Origin of the sequence: Arthrobacter rhombi (genome assembly GCF_039526245.1) — a bacterium.
Taxonomy (GTDB): domain Bacteria; phylum Actinomycetota; class Actinomycetes; order Actinomycetales; family Micrococcaceae; genus Arthrobacter_H; species Arthrobacter_H rhombi.
Genome location: NZ_BAAAIV010000006.1, coordinates 85,523 through 106,861 on the forward strand (window position 1 = coordinate 85,523; position 21,339 = coordinate 106,861).

Genomic DNA, 21,339 nt, shown 5'->3' on the forward strand with positions numbered 1-21,339 from the left:
GCCGGCGTCGTCCCCGCGGATCCCCGCCATCGCGGTGGTGCAGCCAACGGCCACTTTCCGGGCAACCGGAGTGTGCCGCAGGCCGTGGGGACGCGGAAACGGTACTGTAGGTCATTGTTGATTAGCACCTAGCAGGAGGAGCAGTTCCATATGACCGGGTCAGATATCGCCGGCCTCATCGCGGCAGGGGTCTTCGCGATCCTCGTTGCCTTGCTGGCAGTGCCCGTCCTGAAGCTCGGAAAGGTCTTCGACGAACTGCGCCTGGCCGTCCGTGAGCTCTCCGACGGCACCAGCCCGCTGCTCGAGGAAGTGACCACGACGGTCGCTTCCACCAACGCCCAACTGCAGAAGGTCGACGGCATCACGAACAACGTCTCCGACGCCTCGGCCAACGTCACGGCACTGTCCTCGCTGGCAGCCACCGTCCTGGGCGGGCCGCTGATCAAGGTCGCGGCCTTCACCCACGGGGTCCGCAGCGCCCTGAACGCACGATCGGGCGGCACCGGCCGCCGCAGCCGCTAGGAGGCCAGCATGATCAAGAAGATTTTCTGGGTAGGCATCGGCGTGGGCGTCGGTGTCCTGGCCACCCGCAAGCTGGGCAGCGTCAAGCAGAGCCTGGGCCGTGACGGCCTGAACCGCTCGGTCGGCCGGCTCGCCGACGCACTCTCGTACTCCGCCGACGCGTTCCGCGACGGCATGCATGGCCGCGAAACCGAGCTGCGCGCAGCACTGGGTCTCGACCAGCCAGCGGCCGGGGCTCCCAGCCACCGCGGCTGAGGCCCCCGCGCACCGCCTCCCACCCATTCCACGAAGGGATCATCAGCAGTCATGAAATCGCAGGAAATCGCCAGCCGGTGGATTGAGTTCTTCGCCGCCAAGGGCCATACCCCGGTGCCCAGCGCCTCGCTGGTCTCCAGCGATCCCTCCTTGCTGTTCACCGTGGCCGGCATGGTCCCGTTCATCCCGTACCTCACCGCGCGCGAAACCGCTCCCTACAGCCGTGCGGTCAGCGTCCAGAAGTGCATCCGCACCGCCGACATCGAAGAGGTCGGCAAGACGGTCCGCCACGGCACCTTCTTCCAGATGGCCGGGAACTTCTCCTTCGGCGACTACTTCAAGGCCGAGGCCATCACCTACGCCTGGGAGCTGCTCACCGGCTCCCTCGAGAACGGTGGATTCGGCCTGGATCCGGAACGGCTCTGGGTCACCGTCTACGAGGACGGCGACGAGCGCGACGACGAGGCCCGTCGGGTCTGGCGCGACGTCGTCGGCATCCCCGATGAACGGATTGTGGGCACCGGCAAGGAAGACAACTACTGGAGCACCGGCCAGCCCGGGCCCGGTGGCCCCTGCTCGGAGATCTACTACGATCGTGGTCCTGCCTACGGTCTCGAGGGTGGTCCCGCGGTGGACGAGACCCGTTTCATCGAGATCTGGAACCTCGTGTTCATGCAGTACCGCCTCTCCGCGGTCAGGTCCAAGACCGACTTCGACGTCGCGGGGGAGCTGCCGCAGAAGAACATCGACACCGGCCTGGGCCTGGAGCGGCTGGCGATGATCCTGCAGGGCGTGGAGAACATGTACGAGACGGACCAGGTCCGCCCCGTACTGGACCGTGCCGCGGAACTGGCAGGGCGTGAATACACCTCCACCGAGGACCCCGCCGACCCGAACCACACCGACGATGTGCGCCTGCGCGTGGTCGGGGACCACATCCGTTCGGCCCTGATGCTCATCAGTGACGGGGTGTCCCCCTCCAACGAGGGCCGCGGCTACGTGCTGCGCCGGCTGATCCGCCGCGCCGTGCGCGCCATGCGCCTGCTCGGCGTCGAGGATCCGGTGCTTCCGGAGCTGCTGCCGGTCTCCCGGGACGCCATGAAGGGCGTCTACCCGGAGGTCGAGACCGACTTCGCCCGCATCTCGCGGATCGCCTACGCCGAGGAGCGCGCCTTCCTGCGCACCATCGCCAGCGGTACCGCACGCCTGGAACAGGCGGTGACCGCCTCCAAGGCTGCCGGCACCAACCTGTCCGGTGAAGAGGCCTTTGCCCTGCATGACACCTACGGATTCCCGATCGACCTGACCCTGGAGATGGCCTCCGAGGCCGGTCTGGCCGTCGACGAGGCTGCCTTCAGGTCGTTGATGACCGAACAGCGCCAACGCGCCCAGAAGGACGCCAAGTCCAAGAAGGCAGGGCACGCCGATCTCACCGTCTTCTCGCAGTTGCACGGCGCCGGGGACACGATCTTCACCGGCTACGACGAACTGACCAGTGGATCCAGCGTCCGCGGCATCGTCCGGGACGGGGAACTGGTCCGGTTCGCCGAACAGGGCCAGGAAGTCGAACTGGTGCTCAACGAAACACCGTTCTACGCCGAGGCAGGTGGCCAGGCCGCCGACGTCGGGCTGATCACCGGCGACGGATTCGTCGTCGAGGTCCTCGACGTCCAGGCCCCCGTCAAGGGTCTCTCGGTGCATCGCGCCATCGTGCGCGAGGGGGAGCTGCCCGCGGACGCGCAGGTGACCGCCCGGGTGGACACCCAGCGTCGGCGCTCGGGCGAACAGGCCCACTCCGCGACCCACCTGGTCCACGCGGCACTGCACCAGATCCTCGGCCCGGAGGCACTGCAGTCCGGGTCGTTCAACAAGGCCGGTTACCTGCGCTTTGACTTCAGCTGGACCGAGGCGCTCTCAGCTGCTGCCCGTTCCGAGGTCGAGGAGGTTGCCAACCTGGCCATCCGCAACGACTTCGGCGTCCAGACCACCGTGATGCCGTTGGCCGAGGCCAAGGACCTGGGGGCCATGAGCCTCTTCGGTGAAAAGTACGGCAACACGGTCCGCGTCGTGGAGATCGACGGAGCCTGGTCGCGTGAACTCTGCGGCGGCACCCACGTCGCCAACACCGCGCAGATCGGTACCCTGACGCTGCTCGGCGAGCAATCGGTGGGCTCCGGCAACCGGCGCGTCGAAGCCCTGGTGGGGATGGAGGCGTTCCGCCACGGCGCCGCAGAACGGGCACTGGTCAACGAACTCACCGACCTCTTCCGGGTGCCTTCCGGCGAGCTGACGGACCGGATCCATGCGACCCTCGGCAAGCTGAAGGCCGCCGAGAAGGAAATCGAGAAGCTGAGGGCCGAGCAGCGCCGTGCCCAGGCCGGCGCCCTGGTCTCGCAGGCACGCGACGTCGCCGGGGTGAAGGTCCTGGCCCATGACGCCGGACCGGTATCCTCCGCGGATGACCTGCGGGCGCTGGCGCTGGATCTGCGGGCCCGGATGGGCTCCGAACCGGCAACTGTGGCGTTGACCGGCGTGTCCAACGACCGGCCGCTGGTCCTGGTCGCCACCAACGAGGCGGCACGTACCGCCGGCGTGAAGGCCGGGGCGCTGGTGCGCACCGCTGCGGGCATCCTCGGCGGTGGTGGCGGCGGCAAGGACGACGTCGCCCAAGGCGGAGGCTCCGACGTCTCCAAGACATCGGACGCCCTGGCCGCCGTGGTCCGCCAGATCTCGGAGCGGTCCTGAGCGTCCCGGACGTCGCGGGCTACCCGCGCGGCGTCAAGCTGGGCGTCGACGTGGGAATGGCCCGCGTCGGGGTCGCACTCTGCGACCCCGACGGCGTCCTGGCCACGCCCCTGAAGACCCTGCGGCGGGACCTGAAGAAGAACAGCGACGTCCGCGACCTGGCGCGCCTGGTCCGTGAGCACGCAGCCGTCCAGGTCTTCGTCGGCCTGCCGCGTGCCCTGAAGGGCCATGAGACCGGCTCGACCCAGATGGCCCGCGAGTACGCAGACCTGCTGGCTGGCGAGCTACGCGGCGAGTCCCCGGAGGTTCCCGTACGTCTGATCGACGAGCGTCTCACCACGGTTTCCGCCCACCGGTCGCTGCGTGAATCGGGACTCGACGGGCGCAAACACCGTCTGGTCGTGGACCAGGTTGCCGCGGCCGATATTCTGCAACAAGCCCTGGACATGCAAAAATCACTACAGCGGGACGTCGGAGACGCCGTGGTGCATGGTGCACTGCCCGTGAGCACGGAACTTGACTGAAGGACATCACCTGATGAACGAAAAGCATCCCGGAGGTGCCGGCGCCGAATCCGGCGACCCCCAGGAGAGCGTCGACGCGCCCCACGGGCACGCGCCGTTCCGCCGCCTTCGCTCCGGCCGACGCCGCGCCGAAGGCTCCGCCCCGCTGGACCCGCGCCCCCCTGAGGAAACACCGCCGGAGGACACGCCCCGCATTGCGGAGCCATCCGCCGGCGACGACGCGTCCCCGGAGCCTGCCGCCTCGGACGAGGCTCCGAAAGCGCCAGCGCCCATCGACCCCTTGGCCGACCTGCCGGACCGCACACACCACCACGCAGAAGTCCTGCAGGCACATCCCGTGGACAGCGAGGCCCCTCGGGGACCGGACAACACCACCGGGGCGGCCGCCGCAAGCATCGCGTCGGATTCCGGATCCGTGGCCGCCGGCCAGGGAGGCCAGCAGCAAGGTGCCGGAGGGACCGAAGACTCCGAGGATCCGGAGTCGACCACCGATTTCCTGCTCAAGGGCAAGCGGACGACTCCCGGGGTGCGCAAGCTCCGCCGCCGGCGCCGCAACATCGTCATGGCCATCATGATCGGGATCTTTGCCGTCATCCTGGCCGGCACCGTCCTGATCCTGCAGAACCTCCTGGGCATGTGGGCCCCCGAGGACTACCCGGGCCCCGGCGAAGGCAAGGTCAGCTTCACGGTGCAACCCGGATGGGGTCCCGCCCAGATAGGCGGGCATCTGGCCGACGAGGGCATCGTCTCCGACAAGCAGATCTTCATCGACTCCGTCCAGCAGGTGGATTCGAAGAACAAGACGATCCACCCCGGCAAATACGAACTCAAGTACAAGATGCGGGCCCTGGACGCCGCGAGCGTCCTGGTCGGGCAGGCTGCCGAGAAGGTCAACTACGTGGCCCTCAAGCAGAATGTGCGCACCACCGCCGTCTTCGATGAGATCAACAAGGCGACGGGCATCCCGGTGTCCGAACTGGAGGCGCTGAACAAGAAGCCCGAGCAATTCGGGCTCAAGGCCCCCGTCAGCAACCTCGAGGGCTTCCTGCACCCCGGTGAATACCGGTTCCCGCTGAAGGCCAGTGCCAAGGACATCCTGCAGCAGATGGTCGATGCGACCGAGAAGGAACTCACCAGCCAGGGGGTGACCGATCCCGCGGAGCAGTACAAGATGCTCAAGATCGCCAGCATCCTGCAGGCCGAGGCCAATCCGAAGGACTACAAGACGGTCTCCGGTGCGCTGGACAACCGGTTGAAGCCCGACAACACCGAAACGGGCGGATACCTCCAGGTCGACTCCAGCGTCATCTACGGTCTCGGCCAGTATTCGCTGCAGTTCACCAAGGAGGAGAAGGCAGACAAGGGCAACAAGTACAACACCTACGCCCACACCGGTCTGCCGCCGACCCCCATCGGTTCGCCGGCGGACCAGGCGATCGAAGCGGCGATCCACCCGGAGAAGAACGACTACTACTACTGGGTGACGGTCAACACCAAGACCGGTGAGACGAAGTTCGCCAAGACCTACGAGCAGCACAAGGTCTACCAGCAGGAGTTCCGCGACTGGTGCGATGCCAACCAGAAGGTCTGCAAGTGACCGTCCCCGGTCGCGCTGCTGTCTTCGGGCAACCGATCAGCCACTCCAAATCCCCGGCGCTGCACCGGGCCGCCTACGCCGAACTCGGCGTGGACATCGACTACGGCGCCGTGGACGCAGGCGTCGCCGAAGCAGGGCGCCTGGCGTCGATGCTGCGCGCGGAGCCGGGCTGGCGTGGGGCCTCGGTGACGATGCCGCTGAAGCAGGCCATGGTTCCGCACATGGACGGCGTCTCCGATCTGGTGCGCCGCCTGGGCGTGCTGAACACCATCGTCGTCTCCGGAACCCCGGGTTCGCTCCACCTGCAAGGGGAGAACACCGACGTCGAGGGGATCGTCCGCGCCTTGGCTGATGCTGGGGCCACCCGGCTGGAGCGGGTCGCCGTGCTCGGTGCCGGCGGTACGGCCAGCGCGGCGACGGCCGCCCTGCAGGCCCTCGGTGCCAGTGAGCTGGACTTCATCGTGCGCAATCCAGACCGCGCGGCCACGGTCATCGACCTGGCCACCGGATGGGGCTGCACCGCGCAGGCCATCGATGCCGCAGCCGCCTCCGCGCGGATCGGCGGATACGACGCCGTCATCTCCACGCTCCCACCCCATGCCGCCGATGGACTGGCCCCCCTGCTGGGCCTGGAATCCTTGCGCGAGGGCACCCCACTGCTGGACGTGGCCTACGACCCGTGGCCCAGCGCCCTGGGCTCCGCCTGGTCGGCCGCCGGCGGGTCGGTGGTCGGCGGACTGACCATGTTGTTGCATCAGGCCGTGGAACAAGTACGTCTGTTCACCGGCATCACCGGGGCGGATTGGCCCCAAGTCACAAATGTGATGTGTGACGCAGTAGGGCTTCCCCACCCAATCCGTTGACCCTTGGGCATGGCAGTATGGACTTCATGTTGCGTTGGTTGACGGCGGGCGAATCTCACGGCCCCGCACTCGTTGGAATCCTGGAGGGCCTGCCCGCGGGCGTGCCCCTGACCACCACCGATGTCCAGGATGCGCTGGCCAGACGCCGGCTGGGCTACGGCCGCGGTGCCCGCATGAAGTTCGAAAAGGACCAGGTCACGTTCGTCGGTGGAGTCCGCCACGGGCTGACCCAGGGCGGCCCCGTCGCCATCCAGGTTGCGAACACCGAATGGCCCAAGTGGGAAAAGGTCATGAACCCGGACCCCGTTGATCCGGCCGAACTCGAGTCGATGGCCCGCAATGCGCCGCTGACCCGGCCGCGTCCAGGGCACGCGGACTTCACCGGCATGCAGAAGTACGGCTTCGACGACGCCCGCCCGGTCCTGGAACGGGCCAGTGCCCGCGAGACCGCCGCCCGGGTTGCCCTGGGCACCGCAGCCGCACGCTTCCTCGCCGGTCTGGGCATCGAACTGGTCAGCCACACCGTCGCCGTCGGTTCCGTGTCGGTGCCCGAGGGTGCCGCGCTGCCGATTCCCTCCGACGTCGTGGCCCTGGACGCTGACCCGTTGCGCTGCTTCGACCGCGATACCTCCGACGCCATGGTTTCCGAGGTCGACGCCGCCCACAAGGACGGCGAGACGCTCGGCGGCATCGTGGAGGTCATCGCCTACAACCTGCCCTCGGGCCTGGGGTCCTACGTGCATTGGGACCGTCGTCTGGACGGCCGGCTGGCCGCCGCGCTCATGGGCATCCAGGCCATCAAGGGCGTGGAGGTCGGTGACGGCTTCCTCACCGCCACCCGCCGGGGTTCGGCGGCACACGATGAGATCATCCGCGGCGAAGACGGCACGATCCGCCGTGCCTCGAACCGGGCCGGCGGCATCGAAGGCGGCATGAGCATCGGTGATCCGTTGCGGGTGCGCGCCGCCATGAAGCCGATTGCCACCGTTCCGCGCGCCTTGCGCACCATCGACGTCGCCACCGGCGAATCGACCACCGCCCACCACCAGCGTTCCGACGTCTGCGCCGTCCCGGCGGCAGGGGTCGTCGCCGAGGCGATGGTCGCCCTGGTCCTCGCCGAAGCCGTCACCGAGAAGTTCGGTGGCGACTCCCTGGCGGAGACCCGGCGGAACCTGGAGGCCTACCTGGCAGCCATCCCCGCGGAGCTGGGCACGGGCCGCCCCTGATGTCTGCAGACATCTTCCTGATCGGCCCCATGGCCACCGGCAAATCCGTGGTGGGCCGCCAACTGGCGGCCCGGCTCGGCGTCGGCTTCATCGACACCGACGCCGAGGTGACGTCGGTGCATGGAAGCATTGCCGACATCTTCGCCGCCGGGGGTGAGCCCGCGTTCCGGGCGCTGGAGACTGCAGCCCTGCGGTCCGCAGCCGAGCGTCCGGAACCGGCGGTCATCGCCACCGGGGGAGGGGCGGTGCTGAGCGAGGAGAACCGCGGGATCCTCGGCGACGGCTACACCGTCTATCTGGAAACCGACCTGGAGACCGTGCGGACCCGCATCGCCGGCGTCCCGGGACGGCCCCTGCTGGAGGGCAACCCGCTGGACCGCTGGGTCCAGATCTTCGCGGCCCGCGAGGCCCACTACCGCTCGTGCGCCACCGTCATCGTCGACGCCCGCACCGGCACCGTGGCCGAACTGGCAGAGAACATCCTCGGCGCCTACCGGCGTCGTGCATCAACCACTGGAGGCATCACCACATGAGCAGCGCTTCAACCCGTATCGCCATCACGGGTTCGGCCCCCGAGCAGAACTACGACGTCGTGATCGGCGAGGGCCTGCTGGGGGAGATGCCGACCCTGCTCGGGGAACGCGTCCGCAAGGTCCTGATCATCCACCCGCGCGCCCTGCGCAGCACCGGTGACACCGTGAAGTCAGACCTCGAGGCCGCCGGCTTCACCGCCATGACCGCCGAGATCCCGGACGCCGAAGAGGGCAAGCACATCGAGGTCGCCTCCTTCTGCTGGAAGGTCCTGGGCCAGAACGACTTCACCCGCTCGGACGCCATCGTCGCCGTGGGCGGCGGCGCCGTGACCGACCTGGCCGGCTTCGTGGCAGCCACCTGGCTGCGCGGGGTCAAGGTCATCCACGTCCCCACCAGTCTGCTGGGCATGGTGGACGCTGCTGTCGGTGGCAAGACGGGCATCAACACGGCCGAGGGCAAGAACCTGGTGGGCTCCTTCCACCCGCCGGCCGGTGTGCTCGTGGACCTCGACGCCCTGGCGACGTTGCCCCCGAACGAGCTGGTCACCGGGCTGGCCGAAGCCGTCAAATGCGGTTTCATCGCCGACCCGCGGATCCTGGAGATCATCGAGGCCGACCCGCAGGCGGCGTCCACCGCGCGCACCCCGGAACTGCGGGAGATCATCGAGCGCTCCATCGCCGTGAAGGCCGGCATCGTCTCGGCGGACCTGCGCGAATCCGGGCAGCGCGAATTCCTGAACTACGGCCACACCCTGGCCCACTCGATCGAACTGGCCGAGCGCTACCAGATGCGCCACGGGGCTGCGGTGTCCATCGGCCTGGTCTTCGCCGCCGAGCTGGCCCGCTCCATGGGGCGGATCACCGACGAACTCGCCGACCGCCACCGCAACATCCTCGCGTCACTCGGCCTGCCGGTGACCTATCGCCGGGACCGCTGGTCGGCCCTGCTCGATGGGATGCGCCGGGACAAGAAGGCCCGCGGCGACCTGCTGCGCTTCGTGGTCCTGGACGACCTGGCCAAGCCCGGCATGCTGGAGGTCCCCGATACCTCGCTGCTCTTCGCCGCCTACCAGGAGATCGCCGAATGAACACGCCCACCGACTGGATCCCCACCGGCATCCCCGGTCTGTCCATCGACCCGGACACGCTGGTCGCCCAGGTCGTCGACGACGACGCGGCACAGGAGGCCTTCGCCTCGGCAAACCCCGTCGAGCAGGTCATGATCCATGTGGCCCGCGGCGACGTCGCGGCGGCGGCCGAACTGGTCACCGAGACCCGCCTGGTGGATCCGCAGAACTTCCCGCTGCGCGTGGTCGATGCCGACGTCGTGCGTGCCAGCGGCGACCCGGAGCGCGCCATCAAGCGCCTGCGCAACCTCCTGGACGAGTTCAAGGACACCGCCCATGAGGCGGTCCTGCAGCAGCAGCTGGGCGTCCTCTATTTCGCGGTCAGCGACTACCACGCCGCCGCGACCCGCTTCCGGCGGGCCCTGGACTTGCGCACCGCCGCCGGAGACGAGTCCTTCCGCATCGAGATCTCCAGCCGCTCGCTCGCGGTGGCGCAGGCCAGGGCCACCGCCGTGCGCTAGAATGGCTATGGTTTTTTGACAATTGCGACCTGGACCGCCGCACCGTGCCATGGCGCGGTGACGGGCCCGGACCGGGACTGAACAGAGAGAGTACCCGTGGCTACGACCAACGACATCAAGAACGGCACGGTCCTGAAGATCGACGGCCAGCTGTGGACCATCACCGAGTTCCAGCACGTCAAGCCCGGCAAGGGCGGCGCGTTCGTGCGCACCAAGATGCGCAACGTGCTCTCCGGCAAGACCGTGGACAAGACCTTCAACGCCGGCCTCAAGATCGAGACCGCCACCGTGGACCGCCGCGACTACCAGTACCTGTACCAGGACGGCGTGGACTACGTGTTCATGAACACCTCCGACTACGACCAGCTCACGGTCGAGGGCAAGGTCGTCGGCGACGCGTCGAACTTCCTGCTCGAATCCGAGATGGTCACCATCGCCATGCACGAAGGCGCGGTCCTCTACGTCGAGCTGCCGCCGTCGGTGACCCTGGAGATCACCTACACCGAGCCCGGCCTGCAGGGCGACCGCTCGTCCGCCGGCACCAAGCCGGCCACCGTGGAGACCGGATTCGAGATCCAGGTCCCGCTGTTCCTGGAACAGGGCACCAAGGTCAAGGTCGACACCCGCACCGGCGATTACCTGGGGCGTGTCAACTAGTGAGTGCCCGCACCAAGGCCCGGCGACGGGCGCTCGACGTCCTGTTCGAGGCCGAACAGCGCGACGTCTCGCCCCTGGAGGCCATGAGGTTGCGCCGTGAGACCACCGACATCACCGTCAACGAATACACGTTGACGTTGATCGAGGGGGTCATGGCCCACGGCGAGCGGATCGACGAGATCCTGGGCACCTACGCCAAGGGCTGGACCCTGGACCGGATGCCGTCCGTGGACCGGACCATCCTGCGCCTGGGGACCTGGGAACTGCTGTACAACGACGATGTCCCCGACGCGGTCGCCGTGTCCGAGGCCGTCGCCACCGCCGAGATCTTCTCCACCGACGATTCGCCGGAGTTCATCAACGGCCTGCTCGGGCGCATCCAGCAGCTCAAGCCGACGCTGCTGGCCTGAGGCCACCGGCGGGTCCGCCCCGCAAAGCACCGAGTACGACGACGGATGCCACCCTGGACAGGGCGGCATCCGTTCGTGCGTGGGGGGCACCTGCCGGGCCACCACACCCGCCGGCCACGGACCTCTCAGGCCACGCCCGGGGCCTGGGGGCTGCCGGTCAGGTCGGTGCGGTACTTCAGCAGCAGTGCCAGGAGCCGGGCCTCATCACGCAGCGCCGCCTCGCGGCGGCTGCCGGAGATGATCTGGTTGCGCGTGGCAGCCAGCCGCATCGCGGTCCGGGTGAAGCCCTTCATGGCCGCCCGCCGGCCGGTGGCCGCCGCCCAACCGGCCGCCTGCTTGCGCCCGGTGCGGGTGGAGAACATGGCGATCTCCTCCCGGCTGAACCAGCCGACGTCGGCGTAGTCGCCGAGCCTGCGGTTGATCAGCCGGCGTTCTCCGCGGCGCAGCAGCAGCACGGCGATGACCGCACTGATGAACAACGGGACCTGCAGCAGCAGGTAGAACGTCCAGAAGTCCTGGAAGATCAGGCCCATCCCGCCGTTCCACAGGAAGTGCCCGATCATGGCCGGGACCAACCCCAGCAGGAAATACACCGGCCAGAGCCGCCGCGCACCGCGCTGGGCTGCCAGCCCGAGGGCGAAACCGGTCCACGCGGTGAACATCACGTGGGCAAATGGGGAGAACAACCCGCGCAACACGAACACCTGGATCATGGCGGTGCCGGCTTGGGAATAGGCATCGGAAAAGTAGAGGATGTTCTCGGTGAAGGCGAACCCCGCGGCGATCGTGCCGCCGTAGACGATGCCATCCACAGGGCCGTCGAAATGTGAACGTGCCACCGCGAAGATCAGCAGCACCCCGATGCCCTTCATCGTCTCCTCGACGATGGGCGCCTGGACGACGGCGCTGAACAAGTCGGGCCCGGTGGCCGCAGCCAGCGCGGCAAACGCCTTGCCGAAGGCCTCACCGAAGATCAGGCTGCCGGCGATGGAAGCGCCAGCACCCCAGGCGAAGGCGCAGACCAGCGCGAGCCGGGGTTCGGGATCCCAACGGTCCACCCAGCGCAGCGCCAGCAGGCAGATGGCCAGCGGGAACAGCGCCAACAGGCCCACCACGAACAGTGTTTCGGCGCCCAACACGGTGCCGAGCCAGATGGCCACTCCGAGGAGCACCAGGGCACTGAGCGCCGCCACCACGACCAGCCACGGGCTGTAACGGCGCGGTGGCCGCGCCTTGGCCAGGCGGGCAGCCAGGGAAACGTCCGGTGCCGGCTCGTCGCGGGGCCAGGCAGGGGTGAGCGGAGCGGAAGGATCCGCACTGCGCCGCTGCGGATCCCCGGGTGGGTATGCGCTCATGGAATCAGCATAGCCAGCGTCGGTGCCTTGCGGCGCCCGCCGATCGTGGTGGCACACGTCACCGTGCTTCCGTCACAGTGGAGTCGCAATGGGTGGGCCGAGGGACGCGACTGAGGCGCCGTCGTCGTCCTGTGATAATTTTGAGCGGGCAGTCACCCTTTAAGTTCCGTCCAGTGAGGCGGGGAAGGAGGCGGCATCATGGAAACACCAGGCGCCACCCAGGAACCCGGGCCCACCGGTTCCACCAGTATTCGCACTGTACTTTCAGAAGCCGACATCTCGCGCGTGCTCACCCGCATCGCGCACGAAATCATCGAAGCCAACAAGGGCACCCGGGACCTGGTCCTGCTGGGCATCCCCTCCCGCGGCTTCCCCCTGGCGCAGCGGCTCGCGGAGCGCATCGCCCGCGCCGAGCCCGGCACCGATCCGGCGGCCATCACCGGTCAACTCGACATCACCATGTACCGGGATGACCTGCGCCATTCGACCACCCGCACGCCGTCGCCGACACGGCTTCCTGCAGGGGGCATCGACGGCAAGGTCGTGGTGCTGGTCGACGACGTGCTCTACTCGGGGCGGACCATCCGCGCGGCGCTGGACGCGCTCTCGGATCTGGGCCGGCCCCGGATCGTGCGGTTGGCCGTGCTGGTGGACCGCGGACACCGCGAACTGCCGATCCGCGCCGACCACGTGGGCAAGAACCTGCCCACCGCCGCCTCGGAAAAGGTCAGGGTCCGCCTGGGCGAAATCGACAGCGCCGAGGGCGTGCCGGTCAACGACGTCGTGATCGTGGGGCAGCCATGAGGCATCTGCTCTCCACCGCCGATCTGGCCCGCGACGACGCGATCCGCATCCTGGACATCGCCGAGGACATGGCAGCGGTGGGCACCCGCGAGGTCAAGAAGCTCCCGGCGCTGCGTGGCCGCACTGTCGTGAACCTCTTCTTCGAGGACTCCACCCGCACCCGGATCTCCTTCGAGGCGGCAGCCAAACGTCTCTCCGCCGACGTCATCAACTTCTCAGCCAAGGGTTCCTCGGTCTCCAAGGGCGAGTCGCTGAAGGACACCGCGCAGACGCTCAAGGCCATCGGCGCCGACGGGGTGGTCATCCGCCACGGATCCTCCGGGGCCCCCGCCCGGTTGGCGGCCGCAGGTTGGATCGACGCCCCGGTGGTCAACGCCGGGGACGGCACGCACGAACACCCCACCCAGGCGCTGCTGGACGCGTTCACGCTGCGCAACCACTGGGCCGCGGTCCGCGGCGTGGAGTCCACCGGCTCGGACCTGTCCGGGCTGCGGGTGGCGATCGTGGGGGACATCCTGCACTCCCGGGTCGCCCGGTCCAACCTATGGCTGCTGCGCACCCTGGGCGCCGAGGTGACGATGGTCGCCCCGCCGACCCTGCTGCCCATCGGCGCCGGGTCCTGGCCCTGCACGATCAGCTACGACCTGGATTCCACCTTGGCCGGCGGCATCGACGCGGTCATGATGCTCCGTGTCCAGGGGGAGCGCCAGCATGCCTCGTTCTTCCCCAGTGCCCGCGAGTACTCCCGCAGGTGGGGCTTCGACGATGCCCGGCTGGCAGCACTGGAAACCCAGCCCGGACGCGAGACGGTGATCCTGCACCCCGGCCCGATGAACCGCGGCCTGGAGATCTCCTCCGCCGCCGCGGATTCGCCGCGCTCCACCGTCCTGGAGCAGGTCTCCAACGGTGTCGCCGTGCGCATGGCCGTCCTGTACCTCCTGCTTTCCGCGGACCCGCAGCGTCCCGGCGCCCTCTGAGAATCGAGAACCACATGAGCACCACCACCTACCTGATCCGCGGCGCCGCCCTCGCCGGCGGTCCCGCCACCGACCTGCTGCTCGACGGCGGGACCGTCGTGGCCACCGGAGCGGAAGCCTCCACCCACAACGCCGCCACGTCAGCCGAGGTCATCGATGCCGCCGGGCTCATCGCCCTGCCCGGCATGGTCGACCTGCACACGCACCTGCGCGAACCCGGCCGGGAGGACGCCGAAACCGTTGAAACCGGAACCCGGGCAGCGGCCCGCGGCGGCTTCACCGCGGTGCACGCCATGGCCAACTCCACACCGGTCGCCGACACGGCGGGCGTCGTGGAACAGGTGCACAACCTGGGACAGCGCAGCGGCTGGGTCGACGTGCGCCCCGTCGGTGCGGTCACCGTCGGCCTGGCCGGCACCCAGCTCTCCGAACTCGGGGCCATGGCGGATTCGCGGGCCCGCGTGCGCGTCTTCTCCGACGACGGCATGTGCGTCTGGGATCCGGTGATGATGCGCCGTGCCCTGGAGTACGTGAAGGCGTTCGACGGGGTCATTGCCCAGCACGCCCAGGAACCCCGGCTGACCGAGGGCGCCCAGATGAACGAGGGCGAGGTCTCTGCGGTGTTGGGGCTGGCCGGTTGGCCTGCGGTCGCCGAGGAATCGATCATCGCCCGTGATGTCCTGCTGGCCCAGCACGTCGGGTCCCGCCTGCACGTCTGCCACGTCTCCACCGCCGGTTCGGTGGAGATCATCCGCTGGGCCAAGTCCCTGGGCATCAACGTCACCGCCGAGGTCACCCCGCACCACCTGCTGCTCACCGATGAACTGGTGCGCAGCTACGACCCGGTCTACAAGGTCAACCCGCCATTGCGCCGCGAAGCCGATGTGCTGGCGCTGCGGGCCGGGCTGGCGGACGGCACCATCGACGTCATCGGCACCGACCATGCACCCCACCCCTCCGAGGCCAAGGACTGCGAATGGGCGCAGGCGGCGATGGGCATGACCGGGCTGGAAACCGCGCTCTCCGTCGTCCAGCACACCATGGTCGAGACGGGCCTGATCGGTTGGGAAGACGTCGCGCGGATCACCTCCACGACGCCTGCGGCCATCGGCCGGCTCCAGGACCAGGGACGCCCGCTGGCTGCCGGGGAACCGGCCAACCTCATCCTGGTGGACCCGGCAGCCCGCTGGACCGTCAAGCCGGAGGAGATGGCCACCAAGGGGCGGAACTCGCCCTTCGCCGGGATGGAGCTCCCGGGTAGCGTGCGCGCCACCTTCTTCCACGGCCACCCCACGGTCCTGGACGGCGCACTGAACACCCCCCGCGCCTACACGGGAGCCGCCTCGTGAACGAATACGTCCCCTACATCATCGGGATCATCGCCGTGGCCGCAGTGGCCATCGCGTTGATGCGCGTCGGCTGGCGGCACCGCCAGGGACGCCAGTCCGACGTCGTGGCCCCCGCCGCCATCCCCGGAGAACTCACCGCCCCCCTCGCCGAGGCCGGCGGACAATACGTCTCGACCACCACTGCGGGGGACTGGCTGGACCGGATCAGCGTCCACGGGCTGGGCATGAAATCCAATGCCACGCTCACCGTCCACGCCGAGGGCGTGCTGTTCACCCGCAGCGGCGCACCCGATGTCTTCCTCCCGGTCGCCGACCTCGAATCGTGCCGCCGCGAGGCCGGCATGGCCGGCAAGTTCGTCGAGGCCGGCGGGCTGCTGGTGGTGGGTTGGCGGCTGGGTGAACACCACCTCGACACCGGATTCCGCCCCCGACGAGCCCAGGACATGGCCACCCTCGTGGCCGCCACCGAAGCATTGATCCCCGGAGCCGGCGCCACCGGACCGGCCCACGACCACACAGCACCGAAGAAGGACAACGAATGAGCGCGATGACGACCACCGAACCCGCAGTCCTGGTCCTGGAGGACGGGCGCATGTTCCGCGGCCGCGCCTACGGCGCCGGCGGCACCGCCCTGGGCGAAGCAGTGTTCGCGACCGGCATGACCGGATACCAGGAGACCATCACCGACCCGTCCTACGCCCGCCAGCTGGTGGTGCAGACCGCACCGCACATCGGCAACACCGGGGTGAACGCGGCGGACAACGAATCCCGTCGCATCTGGGTCGCCGGCTACATCGTCCGCGACGCGGCCCGCCGACCGTCGAACTGGCGTTCCGAGGGCACCCTGGACGACGAGCTGGCCCGCCAGGGCGTCGTGGGCATCCAGGGCGTGGACACCCGCGCCATCACCCGCCACCTGCGCGAGCGGGGGGCCATGAAGGCCGGCATCTTCTCCGGCGACGCAGCCCGCGCCACGGCCGCACAACTGCTCGAGCAGGTCACCGGCCAGGCCCCCATGGCCGGTGCCCGGCTCGCCGAAGAGGTCAGCGTCGACGCCGCCTACACCGTCGAGCCCGCCGACCACGGGTGGACCGGGGAACCGCGTTTCAGCATCGCCGCGATCGACCTGGGCATCAAGGGCATGACCCCGGTGCGCTTCGCCGAACGCGGCGTCCGGGTCCACGTGCTGCCCGCCACCTCGACGTTCGAGCAGATCGCAGCGGTCGGCGCCGACGGCGTCTTCCTCTCCAACGGCCCCGGCGACCCGGCCACCGCCGACGAGCAGGTGGCCACGCTGCGCCAGGTGCTCGAGGCCCGGATCCCGTTCTTCGGCATCTGCTTCGGCAACCAGATCCTCGGCCGCGCGCTGGGGTTCGGCACCTACAAGCTGCCCTACGGCCACCGCGGGATCAACCAGCCGGTCATGGACCTGGGCACGGGCAAGGTGGAGATCACCAGCCAGAACCACGGTTTTGCCGTGGACGCACCGCGCGACGGTGCCCACGAGGCCCCCGAATCCCGGTTCGGCCGGGTGGAGGTCTCCCACATCTCGCTGAACGACAACGTCGTGGAGGGCCTGCGCTGCCTGGACCTGCCGGCCTTCTCCGTGCAGTACCACCCGGAGGCCGCGGCCGGACCCCACGATTCCGCGTACCTCTTTGACCGCTTCATCGACCTGATGGCCGCCCAGGGCGCCACCACCACGACCTCCCAGGAAGGGAACTAATGCCCAAGCGCGAAGACCTCAAGTCAGTCCTGGTCATCGGGTCGGGCCCGATCGTCATTGGCCAGGCCGCCGAGTTCGACTACTCCGGCACCCAGGCGCTGCGTGTGCTGCGCGAGGAGGGCCTGCGGGTCATCCTGGTCAACTCGAACCCGGCCACCATCATGACCGATCCGGAGTTCGCCGACGCGACCTACATCGAGCCGATCACCCCCGAGGTCGTCGAGAAGATCATCGCCAAGGAGCGCCCGGACGCCATCCTTCCCACCCTCGGTGGGCAGACCGCCCTGAACACGGCCATCGCCCTGGACAAGTCCGGTGCCCTGCAGCGCTACAACGTCGAACTCATCGGTGCCAACATCGAGGCCATCGAACTCGGTGAGGACCGCGAGAAGTTCAAGGGCGTCGTCGAACGCTGTGGTGCCGAGTCGGCCAAGTCGCTCATCGTGCACTCCATGGACGAGGCGTTCGCCGCCGTCGAGGAGTTGAATTACCCCGTCGTCGTGCGCCCTTCCTTCACCATGGGCGGCCTGGGGTCCGGCATGGCCTACAACGCCGAGGACCTGCGCCGCATCGCCGGCGCCGGCATCCAGTACTCGCCGACCTCCGAGGTGCTCCTGGAGGAGTCCATCCTGGGCTGGAAGGAATACGAGCTGGAGATGATGCGCGACAAGAACGACAACGTCGTCGTCGTGTGCTCCATCGAGAACTTCGACCCGGTCGGCGTGCACACCGGTGACTCGATCACCGTCGCCCCGGCCATGACCTTGACCGACCGCGAGTACCAGAACCTGCGTGACATCTCCATCGCGGTGATCCGCGAGGTGGGGGTGGACACCGGCGGCTGCAACATCCAGTTCGCGATCGAACCGGACACCGGCCGCGTGGTGGTCATCGAGATGAACCCCCGCGTGTCGCGGTCCTCCGCCCTGGCGTCGAAGGCCACCGGCTTCGCCATCGCCAAGATCGCCACCAAGCTCTCCCTGGGCTACACGCTCGATGAGATCCCCAACGACATCACGCTCAAGACCCCGGCGAGCTTCGAGCCCACGCTGGACTACGTCGTCGTGAAGGTCCCGCGTTTCGCCTTCGAGAAGTTCCCGGCGGCCGACCCGACCCTGACCACCACCATGAAGTCGGTCGGCGAGGCCATGGCGATCGGGCGCAACTTCACCGAGGCGCTGCAGAAGGCACTGCGCTCGCTCGAGCAGCGCGACGCCCAGCTGACGTTCACCGCTCCGGACCCGGTGGAGGTCCAGGGGTTGCTGGCCCGCAGCCGCGTCGGCTCCACCGGCCGGTTGGCCATGGTCCAGCAGGCGCTGCTGGGCGGGGCCTCCATCGAGGAGACCTACGAGGCCACGGGGATCGACCCCTGGTACCTGGACCAGCTGGTGCTCATCAACGAGATCGCCGCGCAGATCCGCGACGCAGGATCACTGAATGAGGACGTGCTGCGCCTGGCCAAGCGCCACGGTTTCTCCGACGAGCAGATCGGTGCACTGACCCACACCCCCGAGGCCGTCGTGCGCGGGGTACGCCACGCGCTGGGGGTGCGTCCGGTCTACAAGACGGTCGACACCTGCGCCGCGGAATTCGCCGCCTACACCCCGTACCACTACTCCTCCTACGACGAGGAGACCGAGGTCCGGGCCCACGCCAAGCCCTCGGTGATCATCCTGGGCTCCGGCCCGAACCGCATCGGCCAGGGCATCGAGTTCGACTACTCCTGCGTCCACGCCACCATGGCGCTGCGCGAGGCCGGCTACGAGACCGTCATGGTCAACTGCAACCCGGAAACCGTCTCCACCGACTACGACGTCTCCACCCGCCTGTACTTCGAGCCGCTCACGCTCGAGGACGTGCTGGAGGTCATCCACGCCGAACAGGAAACCGGGGGAGTGCTCGGCGTCTACGTCCAGCTCGGCGGCCAAACCCCGCTGAAGCTGGCCCAGGAGCTCGCCGACGCCGGAGTGCCGATCCTGGGGACCTCCCCGGAGGCCATCGACCTGGCCGAACACCGCGGTGCCTTCTCCCGCGTGCTGGAGGAAGGCGGGCTGATCTCCCCGAAGAACGGCACCGCCGTCTCCTTCGAGGACGCGAAGAAGATCGCCGACGAGATCGGCTACCCGGTGCTGGTCCGCCCGTCCTACGTTCTGGGCGGACGCGGCATGGAGATCGTCTACGACGAGGCGAACCTGGAGCGCTACATCACCCACGCCACCGAGATCACCGAGGACCACCCGGTCCTGGTCGACCGGTTCCTCGAGGACGCCATCGAGATCGACGTCGACGCCCTCTACGACGGCACCGACATCTACATCGGCGGCATCATGGAGCACATCGAGGAGGCCGGCATCCACTCCGGGGACTCCGCCTGCGTGCTGCCCCCGATCACCCTGGGCACCGACGTGCAGGCGCGGGTTGCCGAGGCCACCCTGGCCATCGCCCGCGGCGTGGGGGTGCGCGGACTGATCAACATCCAGTTCGCCCTGGCCTCCGACGTCCTCTACGTCATCGAGGCCAACCCGCGCGCCTCGCGGACCGTCCCGTTCGTCTCCAAGGCCACCGGGGTCCAGCTGGCCAAGGGCGCCGCGCTCATCGGCACCGGCGTGTCCATTGCCGAGCTGCGCGAGGTGCACCACCTGCTGCCGGCCACCGGCGACGGCTCGCAGCTGCCGGCCGATTGCCCGGTTTCCGTGAAGGAAGCCGTCCTGCCCTTCGCCCGCTTCCGCACCCCGGAGGGCAAGGTCGTCGACTCGCTGCTCGGCCCGGAGATGCGCTCCACCGGCGAGGTGATGGGCATCGACAAGTACTTCGACACCGCCTTCGCCAAGAGCCAGGCGGCGTCGAACTCGCCGCTGCCCACCGGCGGGCGTGTCTTCGTCTCGGTCGCCAACCGGGACAAGCGCTCCATCGTGCTGCCGGTCAAGCACCTGGCCGATCTCGGCTTCGAGATCGTCTCCACCGGCGGCACCGCCGAGGTCCTGCGCCGCAACGGCATCTCCGCCACGGTGGTCCGCAAGGTCCGCGAGGGCACCGAGGACGGCGAGCCGACCATCACCGACCTGATCACCGAGGGCAAGATCGACATGATCCTGAACACCCCCTCGGGCGGCGACGCCCGCGGCGACGGCTACGAGATCCGCGCCGCGGCCACCTCCGTCGGCACCCCGGTGATCACCACGGTGGCCGAATTCGGTGCGGCCATCCAGGCGATCCAGGCCATGCGCGAATACGAGTGGTCGGTCACCAGCCTGCAGGAGCACGCGGCACGCCTCAACGCCTCCCGCGCGGGGGCCTGAGGCATGGGCACAGGGCACGACGCCGGTACCCGGGACCCGTTCGGGACCCGGCTGGGGCGCGCGATGGAAGCGCACGGCCCGCTGTGCGTGGGCATCGACCCCCATCCGGGCCTGCTGGCCGACTGGGAGCTGCCCGATGACGCCAGCGGGGTGGAACGCTTCGCCCTGCGCGTCGTGGAGGCACTGGCCGGACAGGTGGCCCTGGTCAAGCCGCAGGTCGCCTTGTTCGAACGCCACGGCTCCGCGGGCATCGCTGCACTGGAGCGTACGTTGGCTGCCTGCGCCGACGCCGGTCTGCTCTCGCTGGCCGACGCGAAGCGCGGGGACATCGGCTCCACCATGGCCGCCTATGCGGACGCCTGGCTCGCCGACGGTTCGCCGTTGGCCGCCGACGCCGTGACCCTGAGCCCCTACCTGGGCTTCGGGTCGCTGCGCCCGGCACTGGACGCCGCAGCGGCCACCGGACGCGGGGTGTTCGTCCTGGGGCTGACCTCCAATCCGGAGGGAGCCAGCGTCCAACACGTCGGGGGAGCCGCCTCGGTGGCCCGGTCCATCGTCGAGGCCACCGCTGCCGAGAACGACGGCGCCACCCCCTTCGGGTCCACCGGCCTGGTCATCGGCGCCACCGTCGGACCTGCACTTCGGGAGCTGGGCATCGACCTGGCCGCCAGCCACGCACCGATCCTCGCCCCGGGGCTCGGCGCCCAGGGGGCCACGGGGGCAGACCTGCGGGCCGTTTTCGGGGCCGTCTGGGACCAGCTGGTCCCCACCTCCAGCCGCGATATCCTCCGCCACGGACCCACGCAGCGGGCACTGCAGGACGCCACCTCACGGGTGCAGGAGGACCTGCGTTCCTGAAGCCGACGGGCGCCGGGCCATTGCGCCCGGTGCCCGGGTTCGCTAGGTTCG

Annotated in this window: 20 protein-coding genes; 19 read left to right on the plus strand and 1 reads right to left on the minus strand. The window is 69.0% G+C overall.

Annotation, left to right across the window (positions count from 1 at the left end):
• Positions 1-150 precede the first annotated feature (150 nt).
• The 12 genes from ABD088_RS06335 (at position 151) to nusB (ending at position 10,920) form a co-directional block, all read left to right on the plus strand.
• Positions 151-522 carry a DUF948 domain-containing protein gene (locus ABD088_RS06335; RefSeq protein WP_343900857.1) on the plus strand — a complete coding sequence of 124 codons (372 nt, stop codon included), beginning with the start codon at positions 151-153 and terminating at the stop codon, positions 520-522.
• Positions 523-531: 9 nt separating this feature from the next.
• Complete coding sequence (locus ABD088_RS06340; RefSeq protein ID WP_343900859.1) at positions 532-777, plus strand: hypothetical protein; 246 nt, start codon at positions 532-534, stop codon at positions 775-777.
• 51 nt (positions 778-828) lie between these two features.
• The gene (gene alaS / locus ABD088_RS06345; RefSeq protein WP_343900860.1) at positions 829-3,522 is read left to right on the plus strand and encodes an alanine--tRNA ligase; all 2,694 of its coding nucleotides are present in this window, start codon (positions 829-831) and stop codon (positions 3,520-3,522) included.
• The gene (gene ruvX / locus ABD088_RS06350) at positions 3,519-4,046 is read left to right on the plus strand and encodes a Holliday junction resolvase RuvX (protein ID WP_343900952.1); all 528 of its coding nucleotides are present in this window, start codon (positions 3,519-3,521) and stop codon (positions 4,044-4,046) included. Before alaS ends, ruvX begins: the two co-directional genes overlap by 4 nt.
• Positions 4,047-4,059: 13 nt before the next feature.
• Positions 4,060-5,643, plus strand: a complete 1,584-nt coding sequence (gene mltG, locus ABD088_RS06355; protein ID WP_343900862.1) for an endolytic transglycosylase MltG — start codon at positions 4,060-4,062, stop codon at positions 5,641-5,643.
• The gene (locus ABD088_RS06360) at positions 5,640-6,506 is read left to right on the plus strand and encodes a shikimate dehydrogenase family protein (RefSeq protein WP_343900863.1); all 867 of its coding nucleotides are present in this window, start codon (positions 5,640-5,642) and stop codon (positions 6,504-6,506) included. Before mltG ends, ABD088_RS06360 begins: the two co-directional genes overlap by 4 nt.
• A gap of 26 nt (positions 6,507-6,532) precedes the next feature.
• The gene (gene aroC, locus ABD088_RS06365; RefSeq protein WP_343900864.1) at positions 6,533-7,732 is read left to right on the plus strand and encodes a chorismate synthase; all 1,200 of its coding nucleotides are present in this window, start codon (positions 6,533-6,535) and stop codon (positions 7,730-7,732) included.
• A complete protein-coding gene (locus tag ABD088_RS06370) occupies positions 7,732-8,265 on the plus strand; it encodes a shikimate kinase (RefSeq protein WP_343900865.1) in 534 nt (177 codons plus the stop codon). The genes aroC and ABD088_RS06370 overlap by 1 nt, the downstream gene beginning before the upstream one ends.
• Entirely contained in the window at positions 8,262-9,353 is a 1,092-nt protein-coding gene (gene aroB, locus ABD088_RS06375) for a 3-dehydroquinate synthase (RefSeq protein ID WP_343900866.1), read from the plus strand. Before ABD088_RS06370 ends, aroB begins: the two co-directional genes overlap by 4 nt.
• On the plus strand, positions 9,350-9,853 hold the full coding sequence (locus ABD088_RS06380) for a tetratricopeptide repeat protein (protein ID WP_343900867.1): 504 nt from the start codon (positions 9,350-9,352) through the stop codon (positions 9,851-9,853). Before aroB ends, ABD088_RS06380 begins: the two co-directional genes overlap by 4 nt.
• A gap of 96 nt (positions 9,854-9,949) precedes the next feature.
• On the plus strand, positions 9,950-10,510 hold the full coding sequence (gene efp, locus ABD088_RS06385; protein WP_343900868.1) for an elongation factor P: 561 nt from the start codon (positions 9,950-9,952) through the stop codon (positions 10,508-10,510).
• Positions 10,510-10,920 carry a transcription antitermination factor NusB gene (gene nusB, locus ABD088_RS06390; protein WP_343900869.1) on the plus strand — a complete coding sequence of 137 codons (411 nt, stop codon included), beginning with the start codon at positions 10,510-10,512 and terminating at the stop codon, positions 10,918-10,920. The genes efp and nusB overlap by 1 nt, the downstream gene beginning before the upstream one ends.
• 125 nt (positions 10,921-11,045) lie before the next feature.
• Here nusB and ABD088_RS06395 read toward each other — a convergent pair whose 3' ends face one another.
• Positions 11,046-12,275, minus strand: a complete 1,230-nt coding sequence (locus tag ABD088_RS06395) for a PrsW family glutamic-type intramembrane protease (protein WP_343900870.1) — start codon at positions 12,273-12,275, stop codon at positions 11,046-11,048.
• Positions 12,276-12,473: 198 nt separating this feature from the next.
• On the opposite strand from ABD088_RS06395, the gene pyrR reads away from it, so the two are divergent.
• From pyrR to pyrF, 7 genes are read left to right on the plus strand one after another with little or no spacing between them, the layout of a single operon-like run.
• On the plus strand, positions 12,474-13,079 hold the full coding sequence (gene pyrR / locus ABD088_RS06400) for a bifunctional pyr operon transcriptional regulator/uracil phosphoribosyltransferase PyrR (RefSeq protein ID WP_343900871.1): 606 nt from the start codon (positions 12,474-12,476) through the stop codon (positions 13,077-13,079).
• A complete protein-coding gene (locus tag ABD088_RS06405) occupies positions 13,076-14,056 on the plus strand; it encodes an aspartate carbamoyltransferase catalytic subunit (RefSeq protein WP_343900873.1) in 981 nt (326 codons plus the stop codon). Before pyrR ends, ABD088_RS06405 begins: the two co-directional genes overlap by 4 nt.
• 14 nt (positions 14,057-14,070) lie before the next feature.
• Positions 14,071-15,405, plus strand: coding sequence for a dihydroorotase (locus ABD088_RS06410; RefSeq protein WP_343900874.1), 1,335 nt, complete (start codon positions 14,071-14,073; stop codon positions 15,403-15,405).
• Between the two features lie 59 nt (positions 15,406-15,464).
• Complete coding sequence (locus tag ABD088_RS06415) at positions 15,465-15,947, plus strand: PH-like domain-containing protein (RefSeq protein WP_372711151.1); 483 nt, start codon at positions 15,465-15,467, stop codon at positions 15,945-15,947.
• A complete protein-coding gene (carA, locus tag ABD088_RS06420) occupies positions 15,944-17,131 on the plus strand; it encodes a glutamine-hydrolyzing carbamoyl-phosphate synthase small subunit (protein WP_343900878.1) in 1,188 nt (395 codons plus the stop codon). Before ABD088_RS06415 ends, carA begins: the two co-directional genes overlap by 4 nt.
• Positions 17,131-20,430: a carbamoyl-phosphate synthase large subunit gene (gene carB, locus ABD088_RS06425; protein WP_343900880.1), complete on the plus strand. Its 3,300-nt coding sequence runs from the start codon at positions 17,131-17,133 to the stop codon at positions 20,428-20,430. Before carA ends, carB begins: the two co-directional genes overlap by 1 nt.
• A gap of 3 nt (positions 20,431-20,433) precedes the next feature.
• Positions 20,434-21,288: an orotidine-5'-phosphate decarboxylase gene (gene pyrF / locus ABD088_RS06430; protein ID WP_343900881.1), complete on the plus strand. Its 855-nt coding sequence runs from the start codon at positions 20,434-20,436 to the stop codon at positions 21,286-21,288.
• The last annotated feature ends 51 nt before the right edge of the window (positions 21,289-21,339 follow it).